The organism is Salinigranum sp., assembly GCF_041641895.1.
Classification (GTDB): Archaea; Halobacteriota; Halobacteria; order Halobacteriales; family Haloferacaceae; genus Salinigranum.
In genome coordinates this window covers 1-20,549 of the sequence record NZ_JBEPXO010000011.1, presented here as the reverse complement: position 1 = coordinate 20,549, position 20,549 = coordinate 1, and the positions used below count along the sequence as shown (strand labels likewise).

Here is a 20,549-nt window from a genome sequence, read left to right as displayed (position 1 = left end):
CCGCCGGACTACTCCTCTTCTTCCTCTTCTTCCTCTTCTTCCTCTTCTTCCTCTTCGCCCGCGTCCTGCAGCGCACCGCGCAACTGGGGCATCACGCCGGTCAGTTCGGCGACCTGTTCGCGTGCCTCGGTCACCGTCTCGATGAGCGTTTCGAGTTCTTCGATTTCGGTTTCGAGGTCCTCCGCGTCCTCGAACGCCTCGGCGCGAGAGCCGATGACGTACCACTTCTTCGCCTGTCGGAGTTCCTCGGCGGCGTCGCCGACGTCGAGCGACGACTTCAGTCCGTTGAGGACGCCGAGGACGTTGTCCGCGTCCGTCTCCCAGACGTCGTCGGGAGCAGGGAGTTCCGCGCGTGCGGCGTCGAGGTGCTCTTCGACGTCCGCGCGCATCTCCGCCGCGGCTTCGCCGAACAGGTCGTCGTCACCGAGTTGGGCCTGACTGCTCATACTCCCCGTTCGACCGCGTTCGAGTTAAACGCCTGCCGCGAAGTGAAAGTGAACGGTGCCGCGAGCGGGCCACACGCGGCGGTCTACGCCCACCGGGGTCACTCGACCGAGACGAGTTTCATCAGCGGGTAGCCCGCGTCCATCTCCATCCGCGTCCGGACCACCCGCGCCTCGTACTCGATGCGCATCTCGACGTCCATCAGGCTCCCCGTGAGTTCGGTGTAGCCGTTCTCGTGGTCGATAGCGGCGGCGACGCGCTCCTCGTGGATGTCGACCGAGACGGACACACAGTACGGCTGGTTCTCGATGGCCTCCTCCATCGCCCGTTCGAGGCTCTCGATACTGTCCGGCGAGACGGGCGTCCCCGCGAACTGGTGGTAGAGCGAACCGAACTTGATGCCCGCCTCGAAGCACGCCTGTTCTGCGTCGGTAGCCATGGCGGCACTGGGGGCCGGTCCCGCAAGAGTCCACGGGTCTCCCCGCGACCGCCCGGTGGCGGGAACGACCGACGGCGCGCCGCTGAACGGTCGACGGTCCCGCACGGCGTCGGGCGACTGCCCCCGTTCGAACCGCACCTTACTTACGCCCCCCACGCACAACGACAACTCGAATGGACAAGCCGGTTCTCTTGACGGGGGCGGGCGGTCGCGTCGGGCAGGCCATCCTCGGCCACCTCGGCGACCGCTACCACTGGCGACTCCTCGACCGCGAACCCCTGTCGAGCGACAAGATTCCCGACACCGTATCTGACGCCGACGTGTTCGTCGCCGACGTCACCGACGACTACGCCGTCCGGAACGCCGTCGACGGCGTCGGTGCGGTCGTCCACCTCGCGGGTGACCCCCGTCCCGAAGCCCCGTGGGACTCCGTCCTCCGGAACAACATCGACGGCACGCAGACGATGCTCGAAACCGCCGCCAACGCCGGCGTCGAGAAGTTCGCGTTCGCCTCCTCGAACCACGCCGTCGGCGCGTACGAGACGGAAGACCGCACGCCGCAGATGTACCGGACCGACGACCAGTTCCGCCTCGACGGTTCCGAACTCCCCCGACCGGGGAACCTCTACGGCGTCTCGAAGGCCGCCGGCGAGACACTCGGACGGTACTACCACGACGAGTCGGGAATGAGCGTCGTCTGCGTCCGTATCGGCAACCTCACCCGCGGCCACCCACCGCGGAACTACGAACGCGGCCAGGCGATGTGGCTCTCCTACCGCGACTGTGCCCACCTGTTCGACTGCTGTCTGCAGGCCGACTACGAGTACGAGGTCGTCTACGGTATCTCCGACAACGACCGGAAGTACTACTCTATCGACCGTGCGCGGGACGTCCTGGGCTACGACCCACAGGACAACTCCGCCGACTACCACGCCGACGGTACGCCGAAGGAACACCTCGCGGAGTAGTCTCCCGCGCTCGTTACTCGAACAACCCCTCGACGTCGGTCTCTTCTCGCCGCCGCCGCTGGACGTGGTCGCGCAGGCGGTCGTAGACCAGGCCACGCCGCGCCGCGTCCTGAACGAAGTCGACGACGAGCGCCCGAAACCGTGACTGAGCGGTTCGTTCCTCCTCGCGAGCGTACACGACTGCCCGCGCGACCACGTCCTCGTCGAAGCCGTACTCCTCCGCGACGACCGCTGCCGCGACGTCGAGGGCGTCGAGCGACAGGGCCGCGGCACCGAGTTCGTCCCCCTCGTAGCGGAGCGACGGCGGGCGTGCACGCTCGACGTACTCGGGGTCGGCCGCGACGCGAGCGAGGTACGCCCGGACCCTCGCGAGGTCCACACCCCGGTAGTCGGCGGCTAACCCGTCGAGATACCCCCCCGCCGACCGCGCGAGTTTTCCCGCTCCGCTCCAGTTCCGTCGTCGCCCGTGGTAGACGACGGCGGTGAACTGGATGAGGCCGTGGAGGAACCGCTCGTCGTCCGTCCCCGTCTCGAGTTCGAGCCACGTCGCCTCCCAGGCGTCGTGGGCTGCGTGGTGCTCTCCGGCGTTGTAGACGGCGACGCCGGCGGTGAGCGCGTCGTGCATACTCGGCATCGTGTTAGTTATTATCAGTTCGGTCAGTAGCGCTGCTATACTTATGTATGTGCGTGTCTTCGTTGAATTGTGGTAGCACGTCACACCCGACGCTCCGGTTGGCACGCGACCAGCGGGTGCGTCTGCATCGACTGCGGGACCCGCTACCTGCTCACGAACGCGTACAAGGGCAACTACTGCCCCGACTGTCACGAGACGTGGGTCACCCGTCAGCGAGATGACCCACCCACGGCACGGCCCTCACCGCGATTCGGCCCGTCGCTTTCAGTTGAGGACGTCGCCGACGCGGACGCCTCCGACGACTCGGACGACTCGGACGACTCTGACGACCCGTACGACACCGCGTGAACGGACGCTCGCTCTCGCCGCCGTCGCGTGAGTGGACCCGCCGCCACGTCGAGAAGGAGCGCCCCTCCGTCGAGTCGTCGAGAGAAGTCTCGACGAGCCGGCTCGAACCAACTGGTCCCGGTCCGAAGGCGCACGGGAACGTGGGCAGGCACCTTTGCACGTCCAGGAACTCTACGCCGAGACGAAACGTTGTGCTCGGCGAAATTTGAACCCATATTGTATCACGCCACAAGTGTCAGAAAAAAGTCTTAAACGTATCGGGCGTAAAGCAGCTTCTGGAGGGCCGTTGGCTGCTCCTCACTCCTCTCCCTCTCGCAGGCGGCCCTCTTCACGACTGACACGACCAGGACACCCCAGGTCGGGTCCCGCGCCGTGTCTCCTGTGTTCGACCCGCCGGGAGTCCCGTGAGCAGCGCGAGACGACGAGTCGTCTCGCTGGCCATGCGGGCGACTGTCGTGTCGCCCACAGACGAAGCGAACGGGACGTCGGCTCGAAGGAGGTGTCGTCGCTGGGTACCGGTCGTCGTCGGCCTCGAATCGGTGGCGTCCCGTCTTGCCTCTCACAACCGACAGTATCAGGACCTCCCGGCGACGCCGACGTCCCGACTGCTGAGTCCGGAGACGAAGCCACTGAGTTCACGGTTGAACTTCGCCGGTTCCTCCACGAACGGGCAGTGGCTGCTCCCGTCGAACATCACGAGCTCCGAGTCGGGGAGCTGCTCGTGCATCCACGCTCCGATATCCCCCGGGAAGACCGCGCTCTGTCCGCCGTAGGGGAGGAGCGTCGGGACGTCGACCTCGCTCACCACGTCTCGGAAGTCCGCGGACGCCATCTCCTCGAACATCGCGACCGTCACGGGCGTCGGCGTCTTCATCGTCTCCGCGAATATCTCGTCTACCTTCGCTTCCGACTGCTGTTCGACGAAGAACGCAGGGATGACCTGTCCCTTCACGAAGCCCGCCCGGTCGGTCTGTAACGCCTCGACGACCCCTTTGGCTGCTTCGGAGCAGAACTCGCCGAACAGTGGGTACTCCCAGCCATCGTCCATGTGCCAGCACGGACTCTGGTCGACGAATCCGAACGTACGGACGTCCTGGCTTCCGAACTGCTCGAAGTAGCTCAACGCGATTTCGGTCCCCATCGACCAGCCGACGAACGTCACGTCGGTGAGGTCGAGTGACTCGATGACGTGACGCATGTCGCGTGCGTACTGCGCCAGCGTGTGTCCGTCGTCGGCCTTTCCCGAGAGTCCGTGCCCACGGAGGTCGGGGTGCGACGACGTGGTGTGTCTCTGCGAGCGCCGGGATGTTCTCGCGCCACCAGTACTCCGCGTTGCACGTCCAGCCGTGAACGAGGAGAATCGTCTCACCCTCGCCCTGTTCTTCGTAGTATAACGGAACACTGTCTGGCGTCTCGATGTATTCTATATTTCACACAACGATTGTACACATATTGAGCGCTTTTCAGTACTCTCTGATTGTGCTCGCCGCTGTCTAGTGTGAAAACCCGATAGTTTCGTGGAACGGCGGAAACGTCGCTCACCGTTTTTGCACTTGTAAAATGTAGCGTCCTGACGGAGTCCCACACGAGCAGAGCGAGTGTGGGGCACGTCAGGCCGCGAACAGCGCGGGACCACGGGTCCCGCGAGCAACTGGAAGCGCTGCTTCCGGTGACGAAGTGAGCGTCCTGACGGAGATTTGAACTCATCCGGACGTGCTCGCTTCGCTGTGCGCGCCCGGTCTGCTCAAATCTTCGTGTCGAGTCAGCAGCCTCGGCAGAGGCGAGTGACACGGAGGTCACTCGCCGTTTGGCCTCGGAAGAATGACGTCCTGACGGAGTCCCACACGAACGCAGTGGGTGTGGGGCACGTCAGGTCGCGAATGAAATGAGCGTCCTGACGGAGATTTGAACTCCGGTCCCTGGCTCCGCAAGCCAAGAGGATAGTCCACTACCCTATCAGGACTCACCTGAGCAGAGGCCCGTCCGGCTTAAGACGGTTACGGTTCCGTCGGTCGACGGCAGACAGTCGCACACTGCCGTAACACAAAGCCGGGCTTGTGTCTCGCCAACGACTATCCCTCCGGCCGGAGACGTCGCTCACATGCGACGGCGCGCCCTTCTCTCGACGCTCGGTCTCGCGCTCACGACGCCCACCGCCGGTTGCCTCGGTGGTGGGGCACCTCCCGTCGCCGAGAACAGCGGTACCGAGGACGCTGACGGTACCGACGACGGCAGCGACGGGAGCGGGACCGCTACCCACCCGCGCTTCGTCGAGACGTCGCTCACCGACACCGGTCGGTGCGAGAACCCCGGAACGGCGAGTGTCCGCTTCGGGGACGACGGCGTGACCGTCACTGGCTGTGCCCACGGTCCGAACGGCTGTGCCGTCCCGGCCCTCGCCGACGTCTCGTACGACCCCGCGAACGACCTGCTCACCGTCGTCGTCGCCAGTGAGGTCGAACGCCGCGGGGATGTGGGCTGCACCCAGGCGCTGGTCCCGCTGGGCTACGAGGTCCGCGTGGTGATGGACGGGGCCGTTCCCGAGGTGGTCAGCGTCGTCCACGACGACGTCGACGGCCGGCGCGAAGTCGTCCGCGTCGGCCGCGACGGGGCGTAGGTTCAAGTACGAACCCGCGCCTACCTCCGGTCGATGCTGTTCCGGGCAAATCAGTCGAAATCGACGGCCGTGAGGGCTATCGAACCCGTTCTACGGGACCAAAGACAAGTCTTAAGCGCGACTCTACCCTGGTGCTGAACGGATTATGGGTGCCATCGAGGATGTCTACGAGGACGTCTCCCCGGACGTCGACTTCGAGGAGTTCGAGGCCGCCGTCCAGGAGAAGGTCGAACAGATGGGGGGGCTCGCGGACGAGGAGACTGCCGCGATGCTCGTCGCCCACGAGCTGGAGGACGCCGGCGGCGAGGTGTCGGGCATCGCCGACATCGAACCCGGCATGGACGAGGTGAAGTTCGTCGCCAAGGTGGTCAGCGTCGGCGAACTCCGGACGTTCGACCGCGACGGTGAGGACGCCGAGGGGAGAGTCGTGAACGTCGAAGTCGCCGACGAGACCGGGCGTATCCGCGCCGCGCTGTGGGACGACGCGGCCGAGGCGGCCGTCGACGAACTCGAGGTCGGTCAGGTACTCCGCATCGCGGGCCGTCCAAAGGACGGCTACAACGGCGTCGAAGTGAACGTCGACCGCGTCGAACCCGACGACGAGGCCGACGTGGACGTCCAGGTGCTCGACACCTACCGGGTGGAGGACCTCTCGCTCGGCCTCTCCGACGTGAACCTCTCCGGCCGGGTGCTCGCGACAGACTCGGTCCGGACGTTCGACCGCGACGACGGCACCGAGGGCAAAGTCGCCAACCTCGTGCTGGGCGACCCGACCGGGCGCGTGCGAGTCACGCTCTGGGACGAGCGCGCGGCACTCGCGACCGAGTTCTCCGAGGGCGAGTCCGTCGAAGTCGTCGACGGCTACGTCCGCGAACGCGACGGTGACCTCGAACTCCACGTCGGCAATCGCGGGAGCGTCGAGCCCATCGACGAGGACATCGACTACGTCCCCGAGACCGACCCCATCGGGGCGCTGGAGATCGGCCAGACCGTCGACGTCGCGGGCGGGGTCATCGAACTCGACGAGAAGCGGACGTTCGACCGCGACGACGGCTCGCAGGGGCAGGTGCGGAACGTCCGCATCAAGGACGACACTGGCGACATCCGGGTGGCACTCTGGGGTGACAAGGCCGACGTCGACGTCGACCTCGGCCAGTACGCCGTCTTCACCGACGTCCAGGTCAAGGACGGGTGGCAGGACGAACTGGAGTGTTCGGCCAACTGGCGCTCGACCGTCTCGGTGCTCGACGAGCGGCCGGACGACGCCCCGACCCACGATGCAGCCACCGCCGCGACCACGACGTCCGGAGGGAGCGAAAGCCAGGGGAGTCTGAGTTCGTTCGACTCCGCGTCCGACTCGTCCGCGTCGTCATCGTCGTCGACCGCGTCCGCGTCGTCGACTGCCGACGCCGCCACTGCCGGGTCCGCCGACGACACCACCGGCGAACGCGACGAAATCGAGTTCACGGGCACGGTCGTGCAGGCCGGAAGCCCCGTCGTGCTCGACGACGGCACGGAGACGTACAGCGTCGACACCGACGCCAGCCTCCGCCTCGGCGAGGAGGTGACCGTTCGCGGACGCGTCCGTGACGGCCGCATCGACGCCGAAGACGTCTTCTGAGCCGCTCGTTCGGCTGGCGACGGAAAGGATTATACGGCGGGTAACCTGGATAATTGTGTATGAGTGTCGAGCTCCCGTTCGCCCCGGTCGACTCTATCATCCGACGCAACGCGGGTGAGCTCCGGGTGAGCGCCGACGCCGCGGAGGAACTCGCTCGGCGCATCCAAGAGCACGGGGCGTCGCTGGCCGTCGACGCGGCCGAGCATGCGACGACGGACGGCCGGAAGACGCTGATGGCCGCGGACTTCGACGTCGAGCAGGTCGTCGACCGGGAGGCGCTCGAACTCCCCGTCGCGCCGGTCGACCGCATCGCCCGTCTCCGGATCGACGATCGCTACCGGGTGTCGATGGAGGCACGCATCGCACTGGCGGACGTGCTCGAGGACTACGCCGACAACGTCGCGGCGGCAGCGGCCATCCTGGCTCGCCACGCCGACCGCCGAACCATCCAGGCGGAGGACATCGAGACGTACTTCGCCCTCTTCACGTAGCCATGCAGTTCGGCTACAACGAGGTCTGTCTGGAGCACGACACCGGCTCGCGGCACCCGGAGACGCCGGACCGACTACGCGCCATCAGGCGCGCGCTCGCGAAGCGTCACGGCGTCGAGTACGTCGAGTCCGCGCCCGTCGAGCAGGCGCGCGTCGAGGCGGTCCACGACCCCGACTACGTCACGGAGATCAAGCAGTTCTGTGAGGACGGCGGCGGCAACTGGGACCCCGACACGGTCGCCAGCGTGTCGACGTGGGAGGCGACGCTCGCGAGTGCCGGCCTCGCCGAGTGGGCCGCACGGGAGGCTGTCGCGGGAGCGGACGGCCGCGACACGCCGTTCGCCCTCGGCCGCCCGCCGGGACACCACGCCGTCGAGGACGACGCGATGGGCTTCTGTTTCGTCAACAACGCGGCCGTCGCCGCCCAGGCGCTCCTCGACGACGGCGAGGTCGACCGGGTCGCCATCTTCGACTGGGACGTCCACCACGGCAACGGGACGCAGGACATCTTCTACGACCGCGGCGACGTCTTCTACGCCTCCTTCCACGAGGACGGCCTCTACCCCGGCACCGGGAAGGTCGCCGAGACGGGTGCGGGCGAGGGTGAGGGGACGACCCTCAACGTCCCCCTCGCGGCGGGCGCGGGCGACGGCGACTACCTCTACGCCCTCGACGAGACGCTCGCTCCCGCGCTCGACGAGTTCGACCCCGACCTCCTCGTCGTCAGCGCCGGGTTCGACGCGCACCGCCACGACCCCATCTCGCGGATGCGCGTCTCCACCGAGGGGTACGCGCTCCTCACCGACCGCGTCCGCGACGTCGCCCAGTCCTCTAACGCGGGCCTCTCGTTCGTCCTCGAAGGTGGCTACGGCCTCGACACCCTCTCGGACGGGGTTGCGACGGTCCACGAGACGTTCGACGGCCGCCGTCCCATCGACCCGGACGAGGGTCCGAACGAGAAGACCGAACTCCTCGTCGACGACGTCCGCGACGCCTTCGGCCTCTGAGTCCGCGTCCGGCTTCGGTCTAGCTCTTGTTCTTGCTCTCGGTGTCGGTCACGGCTGCGGCTCGAAGTACGTCCGCAGTTCCACTCCGAACTCCTCGGCCAGCGTCGCCACCTCGGCTCCGGCGAGGACCTCGTACCCCTCCTCGAGTACCGACTCGACGTGCTTGCCGAGCGCGACGTCGAACACCGCGTCGCTCTCGAGGAACACCCGGGCGACCGTCCACTCTCGGGATCGCTCGACCACGTACCGGTCGTCGTCGATGAACGGGCCGTACACTCCCTCGTCGTCGACGTACGCCTCGAAGAACCCCTCTGCGTGCGACCGGACGTGGACCGGCGGCCCCTCGTGACGCTCGACGGCCGGGAGCGTCGCGGACTCGACTTCGAACAGGAGGACCGCGTGGTCGTCGGCGCACGCCTCCGCCCGGAGGACGCCGAAGCCGAGCCGGTCGAGTTCACTCCCGAGCCCGTTCAGCGACTTCCGTAGCTGGGGGTAGAGCTGGTCGTCGACGAGGTCGGGTGCCTCGAATCGGACGGCGAGCGGCGTCGTCCCCCGGCGTTCGAGGTGGTCACGGACCGCCTGTTCGTCGAGTGGCGCGGGCTCTCCCCGGAAGAACAGCTCCGTTCGGGGGTCGTCGACGACGTCGCGGGCGTAGTGCTGGAGTCGCGCGACGTTCGCGGCCGAACAGACGGCGGCGACGTTGCGCGCGGGGTCGGTCGGGTCGACGACCACGAGCGGGTCGTCGTGGTCGCGCGTCCCGTGCGCTTCGGGGTCGAACGTCACGGGCGGCTGCCAGTCGGCGGCCGCCTCCAGGAGGGGAACGACGCCTCCGTACTCCACCACGAGCAGTTCCGTGAGGTACCCCGAGAAGCCTCTCGTCCGCAGGTTCGAGCCGTACGCGCCGACGGCCTTGAGCAGGCGTTTGAACACACGCACGTCGCGCGCGAGGGCAGGCGTGATTCGTTCGGTCAGGTAGGCGTTGTGGAACGGCGTCCGGTCGACGGCCGACCGCGTCTGCGAAGCGTCTTCGACGTCGTAACACGGGACCAGGTCGACGTCGAAGCCCTCGAACGTGCCGGTGACGTACGGGTGTTCGGCGTACTCCTCGTGGCCTTCAGGGAGCACTGCCCGCCCGACGACGAGACCGTACCGTTCGAGCGCCGCGCGGTCGACGTCCGCGGGAAACCGGACGAAGAGGTCGATGTCCCGGTCGCCCGCCAGCCACGTCCCGCGTGCGGTCGACCCCACCTGGAGGACGTCGGTCCCGGCGGCGACTTCGGACGGCAGTTCCGCTTCGACGGCACGTTCGACCCGCGTCCGGAGCTCGTCGACCGCCGCCGCCAGCCGTTCGCGCTCGGCCGCGTCGGGCGCGACGCGCTCGTCGACCCGGGCCACGACTGCCTCGAGTTCGGTCATCGGAGTCGCTTGTCCGCCCCCGCGCGAAAGCGTGTCGGTCCCCCTGACGCCGTGCGCCGCCGTGCCGCAGGCGGGTGAAAACGAAAGCCCTATCAAATCATCTCCAGTACGGGAGAGTGCGTCGATTGCGACGCGAGCCATCGTAGCTCAGCTGGTAGAGCGCCTCGCTGTTACGGGGAGTAGTTCCGAGCTGTTCGCCGCAGAGACGAGGTGGTCCCAGGTTCGAGTCCTGGCGATGGCGCTTCTCTTCATCCCACCTGCTCTAGTACCACGTCCAGTTCGTACGCCTCGTGCCAGTTGATTCCCCGCTTCTGATTGTTCGCCGGGGGCTCGTATCTGAGCTGCATCTTTCCAGCCGCGGCGTCGTCGAGTCCACGAGATACGTCTCTTCCGTCGTCGGGCTGTAGACCGCGAAGTAGTCCACGCGTTCGCGGTAGTCACTCCGTTCGTAACCGTCGGACCGAGCCCGCGTACTGACTGTCTCGAACGTATCGTTCCGTTGTGGTCGTATCCCGTCTTTACCTGCAAGCGGTGGAACCCGCCACCGTAGTCGATGACGAGGTCGTACGGCTCGTTGTCGTACGCAGGTACGAGAACCGGGATGCCACGCTTGAGGAACTCGGCTGTGACGATTGCCTCCGTGGCCTGTCCTCGAAGATGCGGTCCATCGAGCCGTGCGAAGTGACTCGTGTCGTCGCTCATTACGCCCACCTTCTCCGGCCGTACTGTTGTACGTACCTGCGACGAAGCGAAACCACTTTCAGTAGTCCTGGGGTAGCAAGGTATGCTTGCCATCGTAGCTCAGCTGGTAGAGCGCCTCGCTGTTACGGGGAGTAGCCCCGGGCTGTTTCCCGCAGAGACGAGGTGGTCCCAGGTTCGAGTCCTGGCGATGGCGCTTCTCCGATTCTCACCCTCGGAGTCAGCGGTGTGGACGCGACGATTCGTGCGACGGCACCCCGAGTCGCTACTTCTAAGACCGGGGACCTGTTCTCCCGAGATACGGGCCCTTAGCTCAGTGGTCAGAGCGCTCGGCTCATAACCGGGTGGTCAGGGGTTCGAACCCCCTAGGGCCCATGCGTTCCTGCGAACGCCAGTGAGCAGTGACACCTGAACTCCCGAGGGCCCACGGATGCCGCGGTGAGCAACACGAGCAGCGAACCCTGCACCAGTCCGGGACCCCTGCCCGTCGCGCTCAGCGAACGGCGGTCGGCGCTCCCATTGGCGGACGACCACGCCGACCCCGCTCTCTCGGCGGATGAGACGTTCTCGGCCGGTAACTACAATCCCTCCCGAGGCCTCCAGACGGTCGACGGGACGGGTCTGGACCACCCGACGTCGGCTCCACGTCCGCTCCCCGTCGGAGAACTGATGACGAGTCACAACCCCGAACCCGAGAGCCGAAACGCGCACGACCACGACCACTACCACGTCCTCGGTGCGACGGTGTCGATTACCGCCGACGCCGAGACGACCGACGGCGAGTATCTGGTCCTCGATATGCTGGTCCCCCCGGGGTTCGAGAACGGCCTTCACACGCACGAGCAGAGCGAGGTGTTCCACGCCGTCGAGGGTGAGGCACGGCTCCACGCCGACGGACGGGACGAAATCCTCCGCCCGGGAGCGTCCGGCTACGTGCCGGGCGGCGAGCGACACGGGTTCGCCAACGAGAGCGACGACGTGTGTCGCGTCGTCGCGGTCATGACCCCCGGTGGTGGCGAAGGGTTCTTCAGAGCGGTCGGTCAGCGGACCGAAACCCGGTCGCTCCCCGACCCCGTCGAGCCGACCGAAGAGACACTCCGGTCGGTGTTCGCGACCGGCGCCCAGTACGGCTTCGAGTTCCTGGGTCGGCTCCCCGAACGGGTCGACTAGTCCAGACACCGGGTCGGCGCCTCGGTCACGTCCCGCCGTCGGCGGCCACCGCCCGTGTCTCGACATCCTCCAGCGTCATCGGATCGGCCGCCGCGAGATAGCCGTCGACCGTCTCCTCGGCCCACGTTCGGACGCTCTCGTCGTCGGTCACGATGACGCCCTGTGGCCTCCCACCCCCGTCGACGGCTCCGATAATCACCGTCTCGTCTGCGATGGTCAGGATGACGGGCACCGGCTCGGCGGCGATCGCGACGCGCGTTCCCTGCGCGAGCAGTTCCCGAGGTGCGCAGTGGATTTCGGGTCGGCGAGGAGTGTCTCGATGAGCGCCGGGTCCAGCACCTCCTCGAAGCACTGGTCCTCGCCGACGAAGCACCGTCTGGTGGCCGGGTTCCCCTCCGGCAGGAACGTGTACGTGACCATGCGGATGTGCTCCGCCGCGTGGACCTGCTGTAGCATCCGTCTGGTCGGCGCGAGCGGGTCGTTCGGGTGTGGCAGAACGACCTCCGCGTCTCGGAAACGGTCGAAGTCGAAGTCGAACGCCCGAACCGGAAGCCAGCGAACGACTCGGCCCAGTGCGGCGACGGCGTCCATGGTCTCGAACACGCGTGCGAACTCGGCGGCTGCGAGTTCTCCGACCGGCGTGAGCGCGAAGGCCCCGTCCCGTTTCGTCACCAGTCCACCCTCGTCGAGCGCCCGCACCTGTCGGTGAATCGTCGGCCGCGACACGCCCACCCGTCCCTGGAGGTCCTGCCGGTCCAGCGGTCCCTCACGTAGCGCGTCGAGAACCGACCACCGTCTGGTGAGGCCCACGAACTCGTCGACGTCCATCTTCTCGTGGATTGGTACCAGAACGCATGAAGTTTGTCGTCCGTTCGGTTCCGGAGTGGGGGACCGGTCCTGCACCCGACCGACGTACAACGCTAAAGTAGCTTTGCCGCGGACCTACGGGTATGAGCGAGACGGACATCGACGACGTGGACAGGGCCATCCTGTACACGTTACAGGAGGACGCCCGGAACCCGTCGTCAGGTGACATCGCGGAGCGCGCCGGCACCTCGGACAGTACCGTCCGGAAGCGTATCAAACGCCTCGAAGCGGACGGGATAATCAAGGGGTACAGCGCAGAGGTCGACTACCAGCGGTCGGGTTACCCGCTCCGGATGCTGCTCTTCTGCACCGCCTCGATTCCGGAACGAGGCGACCTCATTCCCGACATCCTGAACATCGACGGCGTCGTCTCCGTGCAGGAGCTGGTGACGGGCGAACAGAACCTGCTGGTCACCGCCGTCGGGGAGTCCGACAACGACATCACGCCCGTCGCACAGGAACTCCTCGAGATGGGGCTGAGAGTCGCCGACGAAGTCCTCGTCCGGAGCCACGAGACGACCCCCTTCGGCAAGTTCGACCCGGAACGGCGCTCCGACGACGAACCGTAGGCCGCGACGCCCGGCCCCCGTTCCCCGCGGCGTTCCGGCTCCGACGTCTCGTACCCCTCGCCGAGACGTCGCCACCAGGCACGACCTTCTCGTGACCGCCAGCCGTCCAGCCAGAGGTGCGCTCCCTGCGAAGACCATAATGTTCTATAATATGGGTTATAGAGAACAGTTTGGTCAAATCAGTAGATTTAATAACTAATATGTTCGTCATAGGGTGAGGGCGGCCGGTGACTGTGCTCGCGGGTGGTCGTCGCGGTCACCGGTCGTCGACGAATCAAACGATGCCACAGGAAACCGAGACGACGACGGTGGGACAGCTTCCGACCCCGAGCGGCGACGAATCGCGCGTACCGGTCGTGTCGACGCGACTCGTGTGGCTCCTGTGGGGTGTGAGTCTGGGCGCGCTGGCACTGTACGTCGGGAGTGGCGAGACGTGGGGACTGAGCGGACTGGTCGCCGTCGACGGGCTCACCGTCCTGATGTGGGTGACGGTCACTTTCTTCAGCGGAATCGTTCACAGCTACTCGCGGCGTTACATGGCCGGGAGCCGGAACGTCGACCGGTTCTTCGTCCGCGTGTTCGCGTTCACGCTGGCCGTGATGGTGCTGGTCGCGGCCGACAGCCTCGTGCTGTTCTGGGGCGCGTGGCTCGTGATGGGCGTCGTGATGGCCAGCCTCGTCGGCTACGTCGACGGGTGGCCACAGGCGCGGGCCGCGGCTTCCCTCGCCCGTCGGTACTTCCTCGCGAGTAGCGCGCTCCTCGGTGTCGCGCTCGGGACGATGTGGTGGCACACCGGAACGACGACGGTGTCGGGCCTCGTGTCGACGCCCGGGGCCACCCCGTCGACGGTCGTCCTGTTCGCCGCCGGTGCGCTCCTGCTGGCCGCGATGGTCCAGTCGGCGCTGGTTCCGTTCCACACGTGGCTGCTCTCGTCGATGACGGCCCCGACGCCGGCCTCGGCACTGATGCACGCCGGCTTCGTCAACGCCGGCGGGATTCTGCTGGTCCGTTTCGCGCCGGTCGTCACCGTCGACGCCGGGGTGATGCTCGCGGTGGTGCTCGTCGGTGCGGCGAGCGCCCTGACGGGGAAACTCCTGAAGACCGTCCAGACGGACGTCAAAGGGGAACTCGGCTGCTCGACGGTCGGCCAGATGGGCTTCATGATCATGCAGGCCGGCCTCGGCTTCTTCGGGGCCGCCATCGCTCACCTCGTCCTGCACGGGTTCTACAAGGCCTACCAGTTCCTCGCGTCGGGGGAGCGGGTCACACACGAGAGCCCCACCGAGCGCAACCCGACCGGTTCGGTCGGCCTCGTCGGCGTCGTCGTCGTCGTCGCCACCGCCGTCGCGGGGGGCGTCCTGTTCGCCGCGCTCACCGGGAAGGGAACGGGACTGAACACCGGCCTCTTGCTCGTGTTGGTCGTCGTTCTGACCGTCCTGCAGGCCACCCGGGACATCGTCGGACGGACGGCGCTCCGCTCCGCGGTTCGCTACGGACTCGTCCCGCTAGTGGCTCTCCCGGCGCTCGCCATCTACGCCGGGGTGTACCGTGCCGTCGACGGGCTGTTGGCCGGCCTCCCCGCCGTCGGCCAACCGGCGGAACTGACGGTGGTTCACGGTCTCGTCGCCGTCGCGTTCCTCCTGGCGTATCTCGCCATCGAGAGCGGCGTCTACCGGCACAGCACGCGCCTGTACGTGACCCTGTTGAACGCGGGACAGCCCGCCTCGGAAACCCTGCTTACCTCCTCGGAGGACTACCATGAGTACTGAACCAGCTATCGAAGAGAGCATCGACGCGGCGGCCGACGCGGTCGGTTCCGTCTGGCCGCTCCACTCGTTCGTGACCGCCAACCCGCTCGACGGGTTCGAGCACCAGCCGTTCCACGAGGCCGTCGCGAGCGCCGAACGGCTGCTCGGCGGTGACGGCTACCCGAGCGTGGAGACGTTCCGTCGGGCGTGGGAGTCCGGACAAATCGACCCGGCCGTCCTGCGAGCCGAACTGACGACCAGCGGCTACGAGTGCGACCCCGAGACGTCGCTCGACCGCATGGCGGAGGCGGCGGACGCCGCGCCCGAGACGCTCGACACGGCGTCGACGGCCACGGACCGGGTCGACGCCGTCCTGACGAAGTGGTTGGCGGCCTTCCTCGACCAGGGGCGGGCGGAGTGGTCCATGCCGAACCGCGAGAAGGGGTTCTACGAGGCGTTCCGCACCGTCGCGCCGCACGACCGGGACATCCCGGAGCGGGAGACGCTCGCGACGCTCCCGGACAGTCCGGTCGCCGCCATCCAGGACTGCCTCGTCGACTACCCGGTCGGCCAGTGGAAGGACGTCTTCGAGTTCCACCTCGCCGCGCTCCCGGGCTGGACGGGGTTCGTCAAACAGCGTGCCGCCGCCGGCGACGCCTGGCAGTCGTCGTACCCGATTACGCTGCCGGAGTACCTGGCGGTGCGTCTGGCGCTCGCGGACCTGTTCGACGCCCCCCTCGCTCCTGCGGAGGCACCGGCGAGCGAGGACGAGCGCGCCGACGGCGACGCGGGTGACCGCCCGCTCGCGGACGTCTGGCTGACGGCGTGGGAATCGACCTACCGCGCGGAACTGGTCGACTCGCTCACCGACGCGAGCGCGTCGCTCGCGGAGGCCGAGGCTGCGACGCCCGACGGGGGCCGCCCGGACGCCCAGCTGGTCTTCTGTATCGACCCGCGGTCCGAAATCATCCGCCGGCACATCGAGGCCGTCGGGGAGTACGAGACCCACGGCTACGCCGGGTTCTTCGGCATCCCGATGCGGTACACCGGGTACGGGTCCGACGTGACCGTGGACGCCTGTCCGCCGATTCTCGACGCACAGCACCGCATCGCCGACTATCCGACGAAGACGGGGGCGGGTGACCGGCACGCCGAACACGACCGCTGGCACGCCCTCTCCGGAGCGGTGAAGACGGCGGTGGAGAGCCTCAAGTCGAACGCCGCGACGGCGTTCAGCTTCGTCGAGAGCGCCGGGGTCGGATACGGAGTCGGCCTGACCGCCCGGACGCTCCTGCCCGGGCGCGTCCACGACGTCCTCGACGCCGTCGACGCGCGCGTCCCCGACGACCACGAGTTCTGTGAGCCCTCGGTCGACTACAACCCCGACTCCGTCCACGAACTCCGCGAGGGACTCTTCCTCGACGAGAAGGTCGAGTACGCGGCGGCCGCCTTCGAACTCATGGGCTGGGAGGAGTTCGCCCGCGTCGTCGTCTTTGCCGGCCACGGCAGCCAGACGGCGAACAACCCGTTCGCTTCGAGCCTCGACTGTGGTGCCTGCGCCGGCAACCACGGCGGCCCGAACGCCCGTGTGCTCGCGGCCATCTGCAACGACGAGGCGGTCAGGGCGGAACTCCGCGAACGCGGCATCGACGTCCCCGAGGACACGGTCTTCGTCGCGGCCGAACACAACACGACCACCGACGAGGTGGACCTGTACGCCGACGACGTGCCCTCGTCGCACGAGGACGACGTCGAGCGGCTCCGTTCGGACCTCGAAGCCGCCCGTGCCGGCGCGACGGCCGAACGCGTCGGCGACATGGGGGGGACCGCCGACCTGGAGTCGGGCGTCCGCGAGACCGAGCGCCGTGCCGCCGACTGGGCGGAGACGCGTCCCGAGTGGGGACTGGCCGGCAACGCCGGGTTCGTCGTCGGGCCGCGGGCGCTCACCGATGGACTCGACCTCGACGGCCGGTCGTTCCTCCACTCGTACGACTGGACGACCGACCCGGACGGCGACGCGCTCGAGGTCATCATGACCGGCCCGATGGTCGTCACCCAGTGGATCAACACGCAGTACTACTTCGCGACGGTCGACAACGCCGTCTACGGCAGCGGTTCGAAGGTGACCCACAACCCGGTCGGCAACGTCGGCGTCTACCAGGGGAACGGCGGCGACCTGATGACCGGCCTCCCGCTGCAGTCCCTGATGAGCGCCGACGACGAACCGTACCACCAGCCGCTCCGACTCTCGACGGTCGTCCACGCGCCGATCGAGCGCGTGGCCGGTGTCCTGGCCGACCACGCGGCGTTGACTGAACTCTTGGACAACGGCTGGCTCTCGCTGACCGTCGTCGACCCCGAACAGGACCACCGCGCGTTTCACTACGAGGGGACCCGCGGCTGGGTACCGGTCGACGGCGACGAACGGTCGGTCGTCGAAGCCGAAGCCGACGTCGAAGCCGAGCCGGTGACCACCCCGCCGGCAGCAGACGACTGAGGGAACCCCGGCACACGTCTCGGTCGTCTCCTGTTCTGCTCCAGTGGCGTCGCGCGCGTCGTGCGTCGCGTAGACGTCGGCGTCGAGTTCGTCGCACTGTTCCTCACCGAGAGTACAGCCAGTCCGTCGGACGTCCCGACTCACCTCCATCCACACTCGACGCCCGGCACCCCCCGAGCGAGTGACGCCATCACTCACCGCCTCTCGCTCCCGAGTGTCACTGACGCCCAACCGTTATCAAACCACTCGACTCTGATGGTAAGTTATATTAATATCGGAGTAGAATTTATTAACATGACGCGACAGAGCAGACGGCGTTTCCTCGCCGGCACGGCCGCGGTCACAGCGGGCGGGCTGGCCGGCTGTCTCGGCGCGGCGAACACCGGCGGCTCGGTTGGTTCGGCGGACACGGTCGAGAGTTCTTTCTTCGTGTTCTCGGACTTCACGGGGCGCGTCGCCGGCGACCAGATGCGCGTCCGAAATCTGGTACCGTTCGGACAGCACGGACACGGCTGGGAGCCCGGTCCCGACGTCCAGCGCCGCGTGTTCGACGCAACGGCGTTCGTCTACGTGGGCGAGGGGTTCCAACCGTGGGCCGACCGACTGGTCCAGAACCTGGCGTCGGACGGTGCCGACGTCGCAGTCATCGAGGCCCGACGCGGCATCGACCTGCTCTCCGGCGCCGACGACCACGACGAGCACGGTGAGCACGACGAACACGGGACGAACGAGGGAGACCACGCAGCGGACCACGAGACGGACGAGGGTGAGCACGACGACCACGACGACCACGAGACGGACGAGGGCGACCACGACCACGCCGGGGCGGACCCACACTTCTGGCTCGACCCGACCAGAGCGACACAGGCCGTCGAGAACATCGCGGCGGGACTACGCGACGTCGACCCCGCGAACGAGGCAGCGTACACCGAGAACGCCGCGGCGTACGCCGACCGGCTCGCCGCGCTCGACGACACCTACCGCGAGCGACTGGCCGGGCGCACGAGGGACACCGTTCTCGTCGCCGGGCACAACTCGTTCAGATATCTCGGCGACCGGTACGGCTTCGACGTCGCGGCGCTCACCGGTGTCGCCCCCGACGACGAACCGACGCCTCAGGACGTCAGGCGAGCACAGCGAATCATCGACGAGCACGACGTCGAGTACGTCCTCGCGCCCGTCTTCGAGTCCGACCGCGCCGCACAGCAACTCGTCGCGGAGACGAGTGCGCGAGACGCGCTCCCGCTGACACCGGTCCCGACGCTCACCGACGAGTGGGCCGACGAGGGCTGGGGGTTCGTCGACGTGATGGAGCGGGTGAACCTGCCATCGCTGGCAGCGGCGCTCGGTGCCGAATGACGGTCCTCGAACTGACCGACGTCACGTACGCGTACGACGGTCGTCCGGCCGTCGAAGCGGTCTCGCTGTCGGTCGAGGCGGGCGACTTCCTCGGCCTCGTCGGCCCGAACGGCTCCGGCAAGACCACGCTCCTCAAACTCATGCTGGGCCTGCTGCGTCCCGACCAGGGGACGGTCACGCTGTTCGGCGACCCCGCTCACGAGCAGACGGACGGGACGCGCGTCGGCTACGTCGCCCAGGAGACGACCGGGACCGCGAGTCGGATGCCCGTCACCGTCCGCGAAGTCGTCACGATGGGTCGCTACCCGCACGTCGGGTCCGGCCTCCGTCGTCTCCGCCGGCGCGACACCGAGCGCGTCGACGACGCCATGGAGACGGTCGGCATCTCCGACCTGTCCGACCGACTGGTGTCGCGGCTCTCGGGCGGCCAGCGCCAGCGCGTGTTCATCGCCCGGGCGCTCGCCGCCGACGCGGATCTCCTCGCCCTCGACGAACCGACAGTCGGGGTCGACGCCGAGTCCCGGGAGGCGTTCTTCGATCTGCTCCGCGACCTGAACGACCAGGGGCTCACCGTCCTCCTCGTCGAACACGACATCGGCGTCGTCACGGCGTACGCCTCCACGGTGGCGTGTCTCAACCGGCGGCTGTTCTTCCACGGCGACTCGCTGGCCTTCTCCGAGAGCGACGCGCTCCGCGAGGCGTACGGGGCGAACCAGCGACTGCTCGACCACCACCACCATCCACACTGACCGATGTCGCTCCCTCCCGCTCTCACGCTCGTCGTCGCCTTCGTCGCGGAGATGCTCGGCTACCCGTTCATGCAGCGGGCGTTCGTCGCTGGCGTCTGTATCGCCGTCGTCGCGCCGCTCGTCGGCTCCTTCCTCATCCACCGACAGCTGGCGATGATCGGTGACACCCTCGCCCACACCGCGTTCGCGGGCGTTGCCGTCGGACTCTTCCTCAGTAGCCTCCTCGAGACCCCGGTGTCGCCGTCGCTCACCGCGCTCGTCGTCGCCGTCGTGGGTGCGCTCCTCATCCAGACCCTCTCCGAGTACACCGACGTCTACAACGACGTGTCGATGGTCGTCGTTCTCACCGGTGGCTTCGCCGTCGGCACCATCCTCATCAGCCTCACGGGCGGCGGTATCGCCGTCGGCATCAACCAGTACCTCTTCGGGAGCCTCTCGACCATCACGCGCGGCGACGTCGAACTCCTCGTCGCTCTGAGCGCCCTCGTCGTCGCCGTGGTGCTGGTCTCGTACCGACCGCTCGTGTTCGTCACCTTCGACGAGGCGGCCGCCCGCGTGGGCGGTGTCGACGTCCGCTGGACGAACCGGCTGCTCGTCGTCCTCACTGCTCTCGTCGTCGTCGGCGCGATGCAGATGCTGGGCGTCATCCTCGTCGCGGCGATGCTCGTCGTTCCCGTCGCCGCGGCGACGCAGGTGGCGCGGAGCTTCAAGCAGTCGCTCGTGCTCGCGGTCGTCGCCGCACAGGTCGCCGTCCTCGCGGGGACGACGCTGTCGTACGCGTACGGCGTCGCCACCGGGGGCACCATCGTCGTCGTCGCCATCGGCGTCTACGCCGGAGCCGTGTCCCTGACCCTCCTGGGGCGTCGATAGAACGTGCCACCGACGGCCACCGTCCCGGCCGCAGCT

Annotated in this window: 20 protein-coding genes, 4 tRNA genes and 1 pseudogene; 16 read left to right on the top strand and 9 right to left on the bottom strand. The window is 67.6% G+C overall.

Features of this window, described 5'->3' with window-relative positions; genetic code table 11:
- Positions 1–8: 8 nt before the first annotated feature.
- Positions 9–446 carry a DUF5790 family protein gene (locus ACESK5_RS03825; protein ID WP_372910223.1) on the bottom strand — a complete coding sequence of 146 codons (438 nt, stop codon included), beginning with the start codon at positions 444–446 and terminating at the stop codon, positions 9–11.
- Positions 447–544: 98 nt separating this feature from the next.
- Positions 545–883 carry a dihydroneopterin aldolase family protein gene (locus ACESK5_RS03820; protein ID WP_372910222.1) on the bottom strand — a complete coding sequence of 113 codons (339 nt, stop codon included), beginning with the start codon at positions 881–883 and terminating at the stop codon, positions 545–547.
- A 173-nt stretch (positions 884–1,056) separates the two neighbouring features.
- Between ACESK5_RS03820 and azf the strand changes: the two genes are divergently transcribed.
- Positions 1,057–1,851, top strand: coding sequence for an NAD-dependent glucose-6-phosphate dehydrogenase Azf (gene azf / locus ACESK5_RS03815; protein WP_372910221.1), 795 nt, complete (start codon positions 1,057–1,059; stop codon positions 1,849–1,851).
- 13 nt (positions 1,852–1,864) lie between these two features.
- On the opposite strand, the gene ACESK5_RS03810 is transcribed toward azf, so the two are convergent.
- Positions 1,865–2,476, bottom strand: coding sequence for a DUF309 domain-containing protein (locus ACESK5_RS03810; protein WP_372910220.1), 612 nt, complete (start codon positions 2,474–2,476; stop codon positions 1,865–1,867).
- 78 nt (positions 2,477–2,554) lie between these two features.
- On the opposite strand from ACESK5_RS03810, the gene ACESK5_RS03805 reads away from it, so the two are divergent.
- The gene (locus ACESK5_RS03805) at positions 2,555–2,833 is read left to right on the top strand and encodes a hypothetical protein (protein ID WP_372910219.1); all 279 of its coding nucleotides are present in this window, start codon (positions 2,555–2,557) and stop codon (positions 2,831–2,833) included.
- Between the two features lie 574 nt (positions 2,834–3,407).
- Here ACESK5_RS03805 and ACESK5_RS03800 read toward each other — a convergent pair.
- Together ACESK5_RS03800 and ACESK5_RS03795 are read right to left on the bottom strand one after the other, a co-directional pair.
- On the bottom strand, positions 3,408–4,202 hold the full coding sequence (locus ACESK5_RS03800) for an alpha/beta fold hydrolase (protein ID WP_372910218.1): 795 nt from the start codon (positions 4,200–4,202) through the stop codon (positions 3,408–3,410).
- Positions 4,203–4,723: 521 nt separating this feature from the next.
- Positions 4,724–4,796 (bottom strand) — tRNA-Arg (locus ACESK5_RS03795).
- A gap of 138 nt (positions 4,797–4,934) precedes the next feature.
- Between ACESK5_RS03795 and ACESK5_RS03790 the strand changes: the two genes are divergently transcribed.
- The 4 genes from ACESK5_RS03790 (at position 4,935) to ACESK5_RS03775 (ending at position 8,569) form a co-directional block, all read left to right on the top strand.
- Positions 4,935–5,450: a hypothetical protein gene (locus ACESK5_RS03790; protein ID WP_372910217.1), complete on the top strand. Its 516-nt coding sequence runs from the start codon at positions 4,935–4,937 to the stop codon at positions 5,448–5,450.
- 145 nt (positions 5,451–5,595) lie between these two features.
- Positions 5,596–7,071 carry a single-stranded DNA binding protein gene (locus ACESK5_RS03785; protein ID WP_372910216.1) on the top strand — a complete coding sequence of 492 codons (1,476 nt, stop codon included), beginning with the start codon at positions 5,596–5,598 and terminating at the stop codon, positions 7,069–7,071.
- Between the two features lie 59 nt (positions 7,072–7,130).
- Positions 7,131–7,562 (top strand): histone family protein, encoded by a 432-nt coding sequence (locus ACESK5_RS03780; RefSeq protein ID WP_372910215.1) that lies wholly within the window; start codon positions 7,131–7,133, stop codon positions 7,560–7,562.
- Between the two features lie 2 nt (positions 7,563–7,564).
- Positions 7,565–8,569 (top strand): histone deacetylase family protein, encoded by a 1,005-nt coding sequence (locus ACESK5_RS03775; protein WP_372910214.1) that lies wholly within the window; start codon positions 7,565–7,567, stop codon positions 8,567–8,569.
- A gap of 48 nt (positions 8,570–8,617) precedes the next feature.
- Here ACESK5_RS03775 and cca read toward each other — a convergent pair whose 3' ends face one another.
- Positions 8,618–9,985 (bottom strand): CCA tRNA nucleotidyltransferase, encoded by a 1,368-nt coding sequence (gene cca, locus ACESK5_RS03770; RefSeq protein WP_372910213.1) that lies wholly within the window; start codon positions 9,983–9,985, stop codon positions 8,618–8,620.
- A 136-nt stretch (positions 9,986–10,121) separates the two neighbouring features.
- On the opposite strand from cca, the gene ACESK5_RS03765 reads away from it, so the two are divergent.
- A tRNA-Asn gene (locus tag ACESK5_RS03765) sits at positions 10,122–10,226 on the top strand.
- 302 nt (positions 10,227–10,528) lie between these two features.
- On the opposite strand, the pseudogene ACESK5_RS03760 reads toward ACESK5_RS03765, so the two are convergent.
- Positions 10,529–10,687, bottom strand: a pseudogene (locus ACESK5_RS03760) (group I intron-associated PD-(D/E)XK endonuclease); the annotation flags it as partial.
- A gap of 88 nt (positions 10,688–10,775) precedes the next feature.
- Between ACESK5_RS03760 and ACESK5_RS03755 the strand changes: the two are divergent.
- The 3 genes from ACESK5_RS03755 (at position 10,776) to ACESK5_RS03745 (ending at position 11,854) form a co-directional block, all read left to right on the top strand.
- Positions 10,776–10,880 (top strand) — tRNA-Asn (locus tag ACESK5_RS03755).
- Between the two features lie 106 nt (positions 10,881–10,986).
- A tRNA-Ile gene (locus ACESK5_RS03750) sits at positions 10,987–11,059 on the top strand.
- Between the two features lie 63 nt (positions 11,060–11,122).
- Positions 11,123–11,854, top strand: a complete 732-nt coding sequence (locus ACESK5_RS03745) for a cupin domain-containing protein (protein WP_372910212.1) — start codon at positions 11,123–11,125, stop codon at positions 11,852–11,854.
- A 25-nt stretch (positions 11,855–11,879) separates the two neighbouring features.
- Here ACESK5_RS03745 and ACESK5_RS03740 read toward each other — a convergent pair whose 3' ends face one another.
- Entirely contained in the window at positions 11,880–12,086 is a 207-nt protein-coding gene (locus ACESK5_RS03740; RefSeq protein WP_372910211.1) for a hypothetical protein, read from the bottom strand.
- Positions 12,071–12,682 carry a hypothetical protein gene (locus ACESK5_RS03735; RefSeq protein WP_372910210.1) on the bottom strand — a complete coding sequence of 204 codons (612 nt, stop codon included), beginning with the start codon at positions 12,680–12,682 and terminating at the stop codon, positions 12,071–12,073. Before ACESK5_RS03735 ends, ACESK5_RS03740 begins: the two co-directional genes overlap by 16 nt.
- Positions 12,683–12,804: 122 nt before the next feature.
- On the opposite strand from ACESK5_RS03735, the gene ACESK5_RS03730 reads away from it, so the two are divergent.
- The 6 genes from ACESK5_RS03730 to ACESK5_RS03705 all read left to right on the top strand — a co-directional run bounded on the left by ACESK5_RS03730 (position 12,805) and on the right by ACESK5_RS03705 (position 20,513).
- Entirely contained in the window at positions 12,805–13,290 is a 486-nt protein-coding gene (locus ACESK5_RS03730; protein WP_372910209.1) for an Lrp/AsnC family transcriptional regulator, read from the top strand.
- A 281-nt stretch (positions 13,291–13,571) separates the two neighbouring features.
- Entirely contained in the window at positions 13,572–15,059 is a 1,488-nt protein-coding gene (locus tag ACESK5_RS03725; protein WP_372910208.1) for a proton-conducting transporter membrane subunit, read from the top strand.
- Positions 15,049–17,535: a DUF2309 domain-containing protein gene (locus ACESK5_RS03720; protein WP_372910207.1), complete on the top strand. Its 2,487-nt coding sequence runs from the start codon at positions 15,049–15,051 to the stop codon at positions 17,533–17,535. The genes ACESK5_RS03725 and ACESK5_RS03720 overlap by 11 nt, the downstream gene beginning before the upstream one ends.
- A 294-nt stretch (positions 17,536–17,829) precedes the next feature.
- Complete coding sequence (locus ACESK5_RS03715; RefSeq protein ID WP_372910206.1) at positions 17,830–18,894, top strand: metal ABC transporter substrate-binding protein; 1,065 nt, start codon at positions 17,830–17,832, stop codon at positions 18,892–18,894.
- Entirely contained in the window at positions 18,891–19,643 is a 753-nt protein-coding gene (locus tag ACESK5_RS03710; RefSeq protein WP_372910205.1) for a metal ABC transporter ATP-binding protein, read from the top strand. The genes ACESK5_RS03715 and ACESK5_RS03710 overlap by 4 nt, the downstream gene beginning before the upstream one ends.
- A gap of 3 nt (positions 19,644–19,646) precedes the next feature.
- Entirely contained in the window at positions 19,647–20,513 is an 867-nt protein-coding gene (locus ACESK5_RS03705; protein ID WP_372910204.1) for a metal ABC transporter permease, read from the top strand.
- Positions 20,514–20,549: the final 36 nt, after the last annotated feature.

Bases quoted from the DNA above. Each gene is read 5' to 3' on its own strand.
- ACESK5_RS03825 (WP_372910223.1), bottom strand. From the start codon at position 446: ATGAGCAGTCAGGCCCAACTCGGTGACGACGACCTGTTCGGCGAAGCC.
- ACESK5_RS03820 (WP_372910222.1), bottom strand. From the start codon at position 883: ATGGCTACCGACGCAGAACAGGCGTGCTTCGAGGCGGGCATCAAGTTC.
- azf (WP_372910221.1), top strand. From the start codon at position 1,057: ATGGACAAGCCGGTTCTCTTGACGGGGGCGGGCGGTCGCGTCGGGCAG.
- ACESK5_RS03810 (WP_372910220.1), bottom strand. From the start codon at position 2,476: ATGCACGACGCGCTCACCGCCGGCGTCGCCGTCTACAACGCCGGAGAG.
- ACESK5_RS03790 (WP_372910217.1), top strand. From the start codon at position 4,935: ATGCGACGGCGCGCCCTTCTCTCGACGCTCGGTCTCGCGCTCACGACG.
- ACESK5_RS03785 (WP_372910216.1), top strand. From the start codon at position 5,596: ATGGGTGCCATCGAGGATGTCTACGAGGACGTCTCCCCGGACGTCGAC.
- ACESK5_RS03780 (WP_372910215.1), top strand. From the start codon at position 7,131: ATGAGTGTCGAGCTCCCGTTCGCCCCGGTCGACTCTATCATCCGACGC.
- ACESK5_RS03775 (WP_372910214.1), top strand. From the start codon at position 7,565: ATGCAGTTCGGCTACAACGAGGTCTGTCTGGAGCACGACACCGGCTCG.
- cca (WP_372910213.1), bottom strand. From the start codon at position 9,985: ATGACCGAACTCGAGGCAGTCGTGGCCCGGGTCGACGAGCGCGTCGCG.
- ACESK5_RS03735 (WP_372910210.1), bottom strand. From the start codon at position 12,682: ATGGACGTCGACGAGTTCGTGGGCCTCACCAGACGGTGGTCGGTTCTC.
- ACESK5_RS03730 (WP_372910209.1), top strand. From the start codon at position 12,805: ATGAGCGAGACGGACATCGACGACGTGGACAGGGCCATCCTGTACACG.
- ACESK5_RS03725 (WP_372910208.1), top strand. From the start codon at position 13,572: ATGCCACAGGAAACCGAGACGACGACGGTGGGACAGCTTCCGACCCCG.
- ACESK5_RS03720 (WP_372910207.1), top strand. From the start codon at position 15,049: ATGAGTACTGAACCAGCTATCGAAGAGAGCATCGACGCGGCGGCCGAC.
- ACESK5_RS03715 (WP_372910206.1), top strand. From the start codon at position 17,830: ATGACGCGACAGAGCAGACGGCGTTTCCTCGCCGGCACGGCCGCGGTC.
- ACESK5_RS03710 (WP_372910205.1), top strand. From the start codon at position 18,891: ATGACGGTCCTCGAACTGACCGACGTCACGTACGCGTACGACGGTCGT.
- ACESK5_RS03705 (WP_372910204.1), top strand. From the start codon at position 19,647: ATGTCGCTCCCTCCCGCTCTCACGCTCGTCGTCGCCTTCGTCGCGGAG.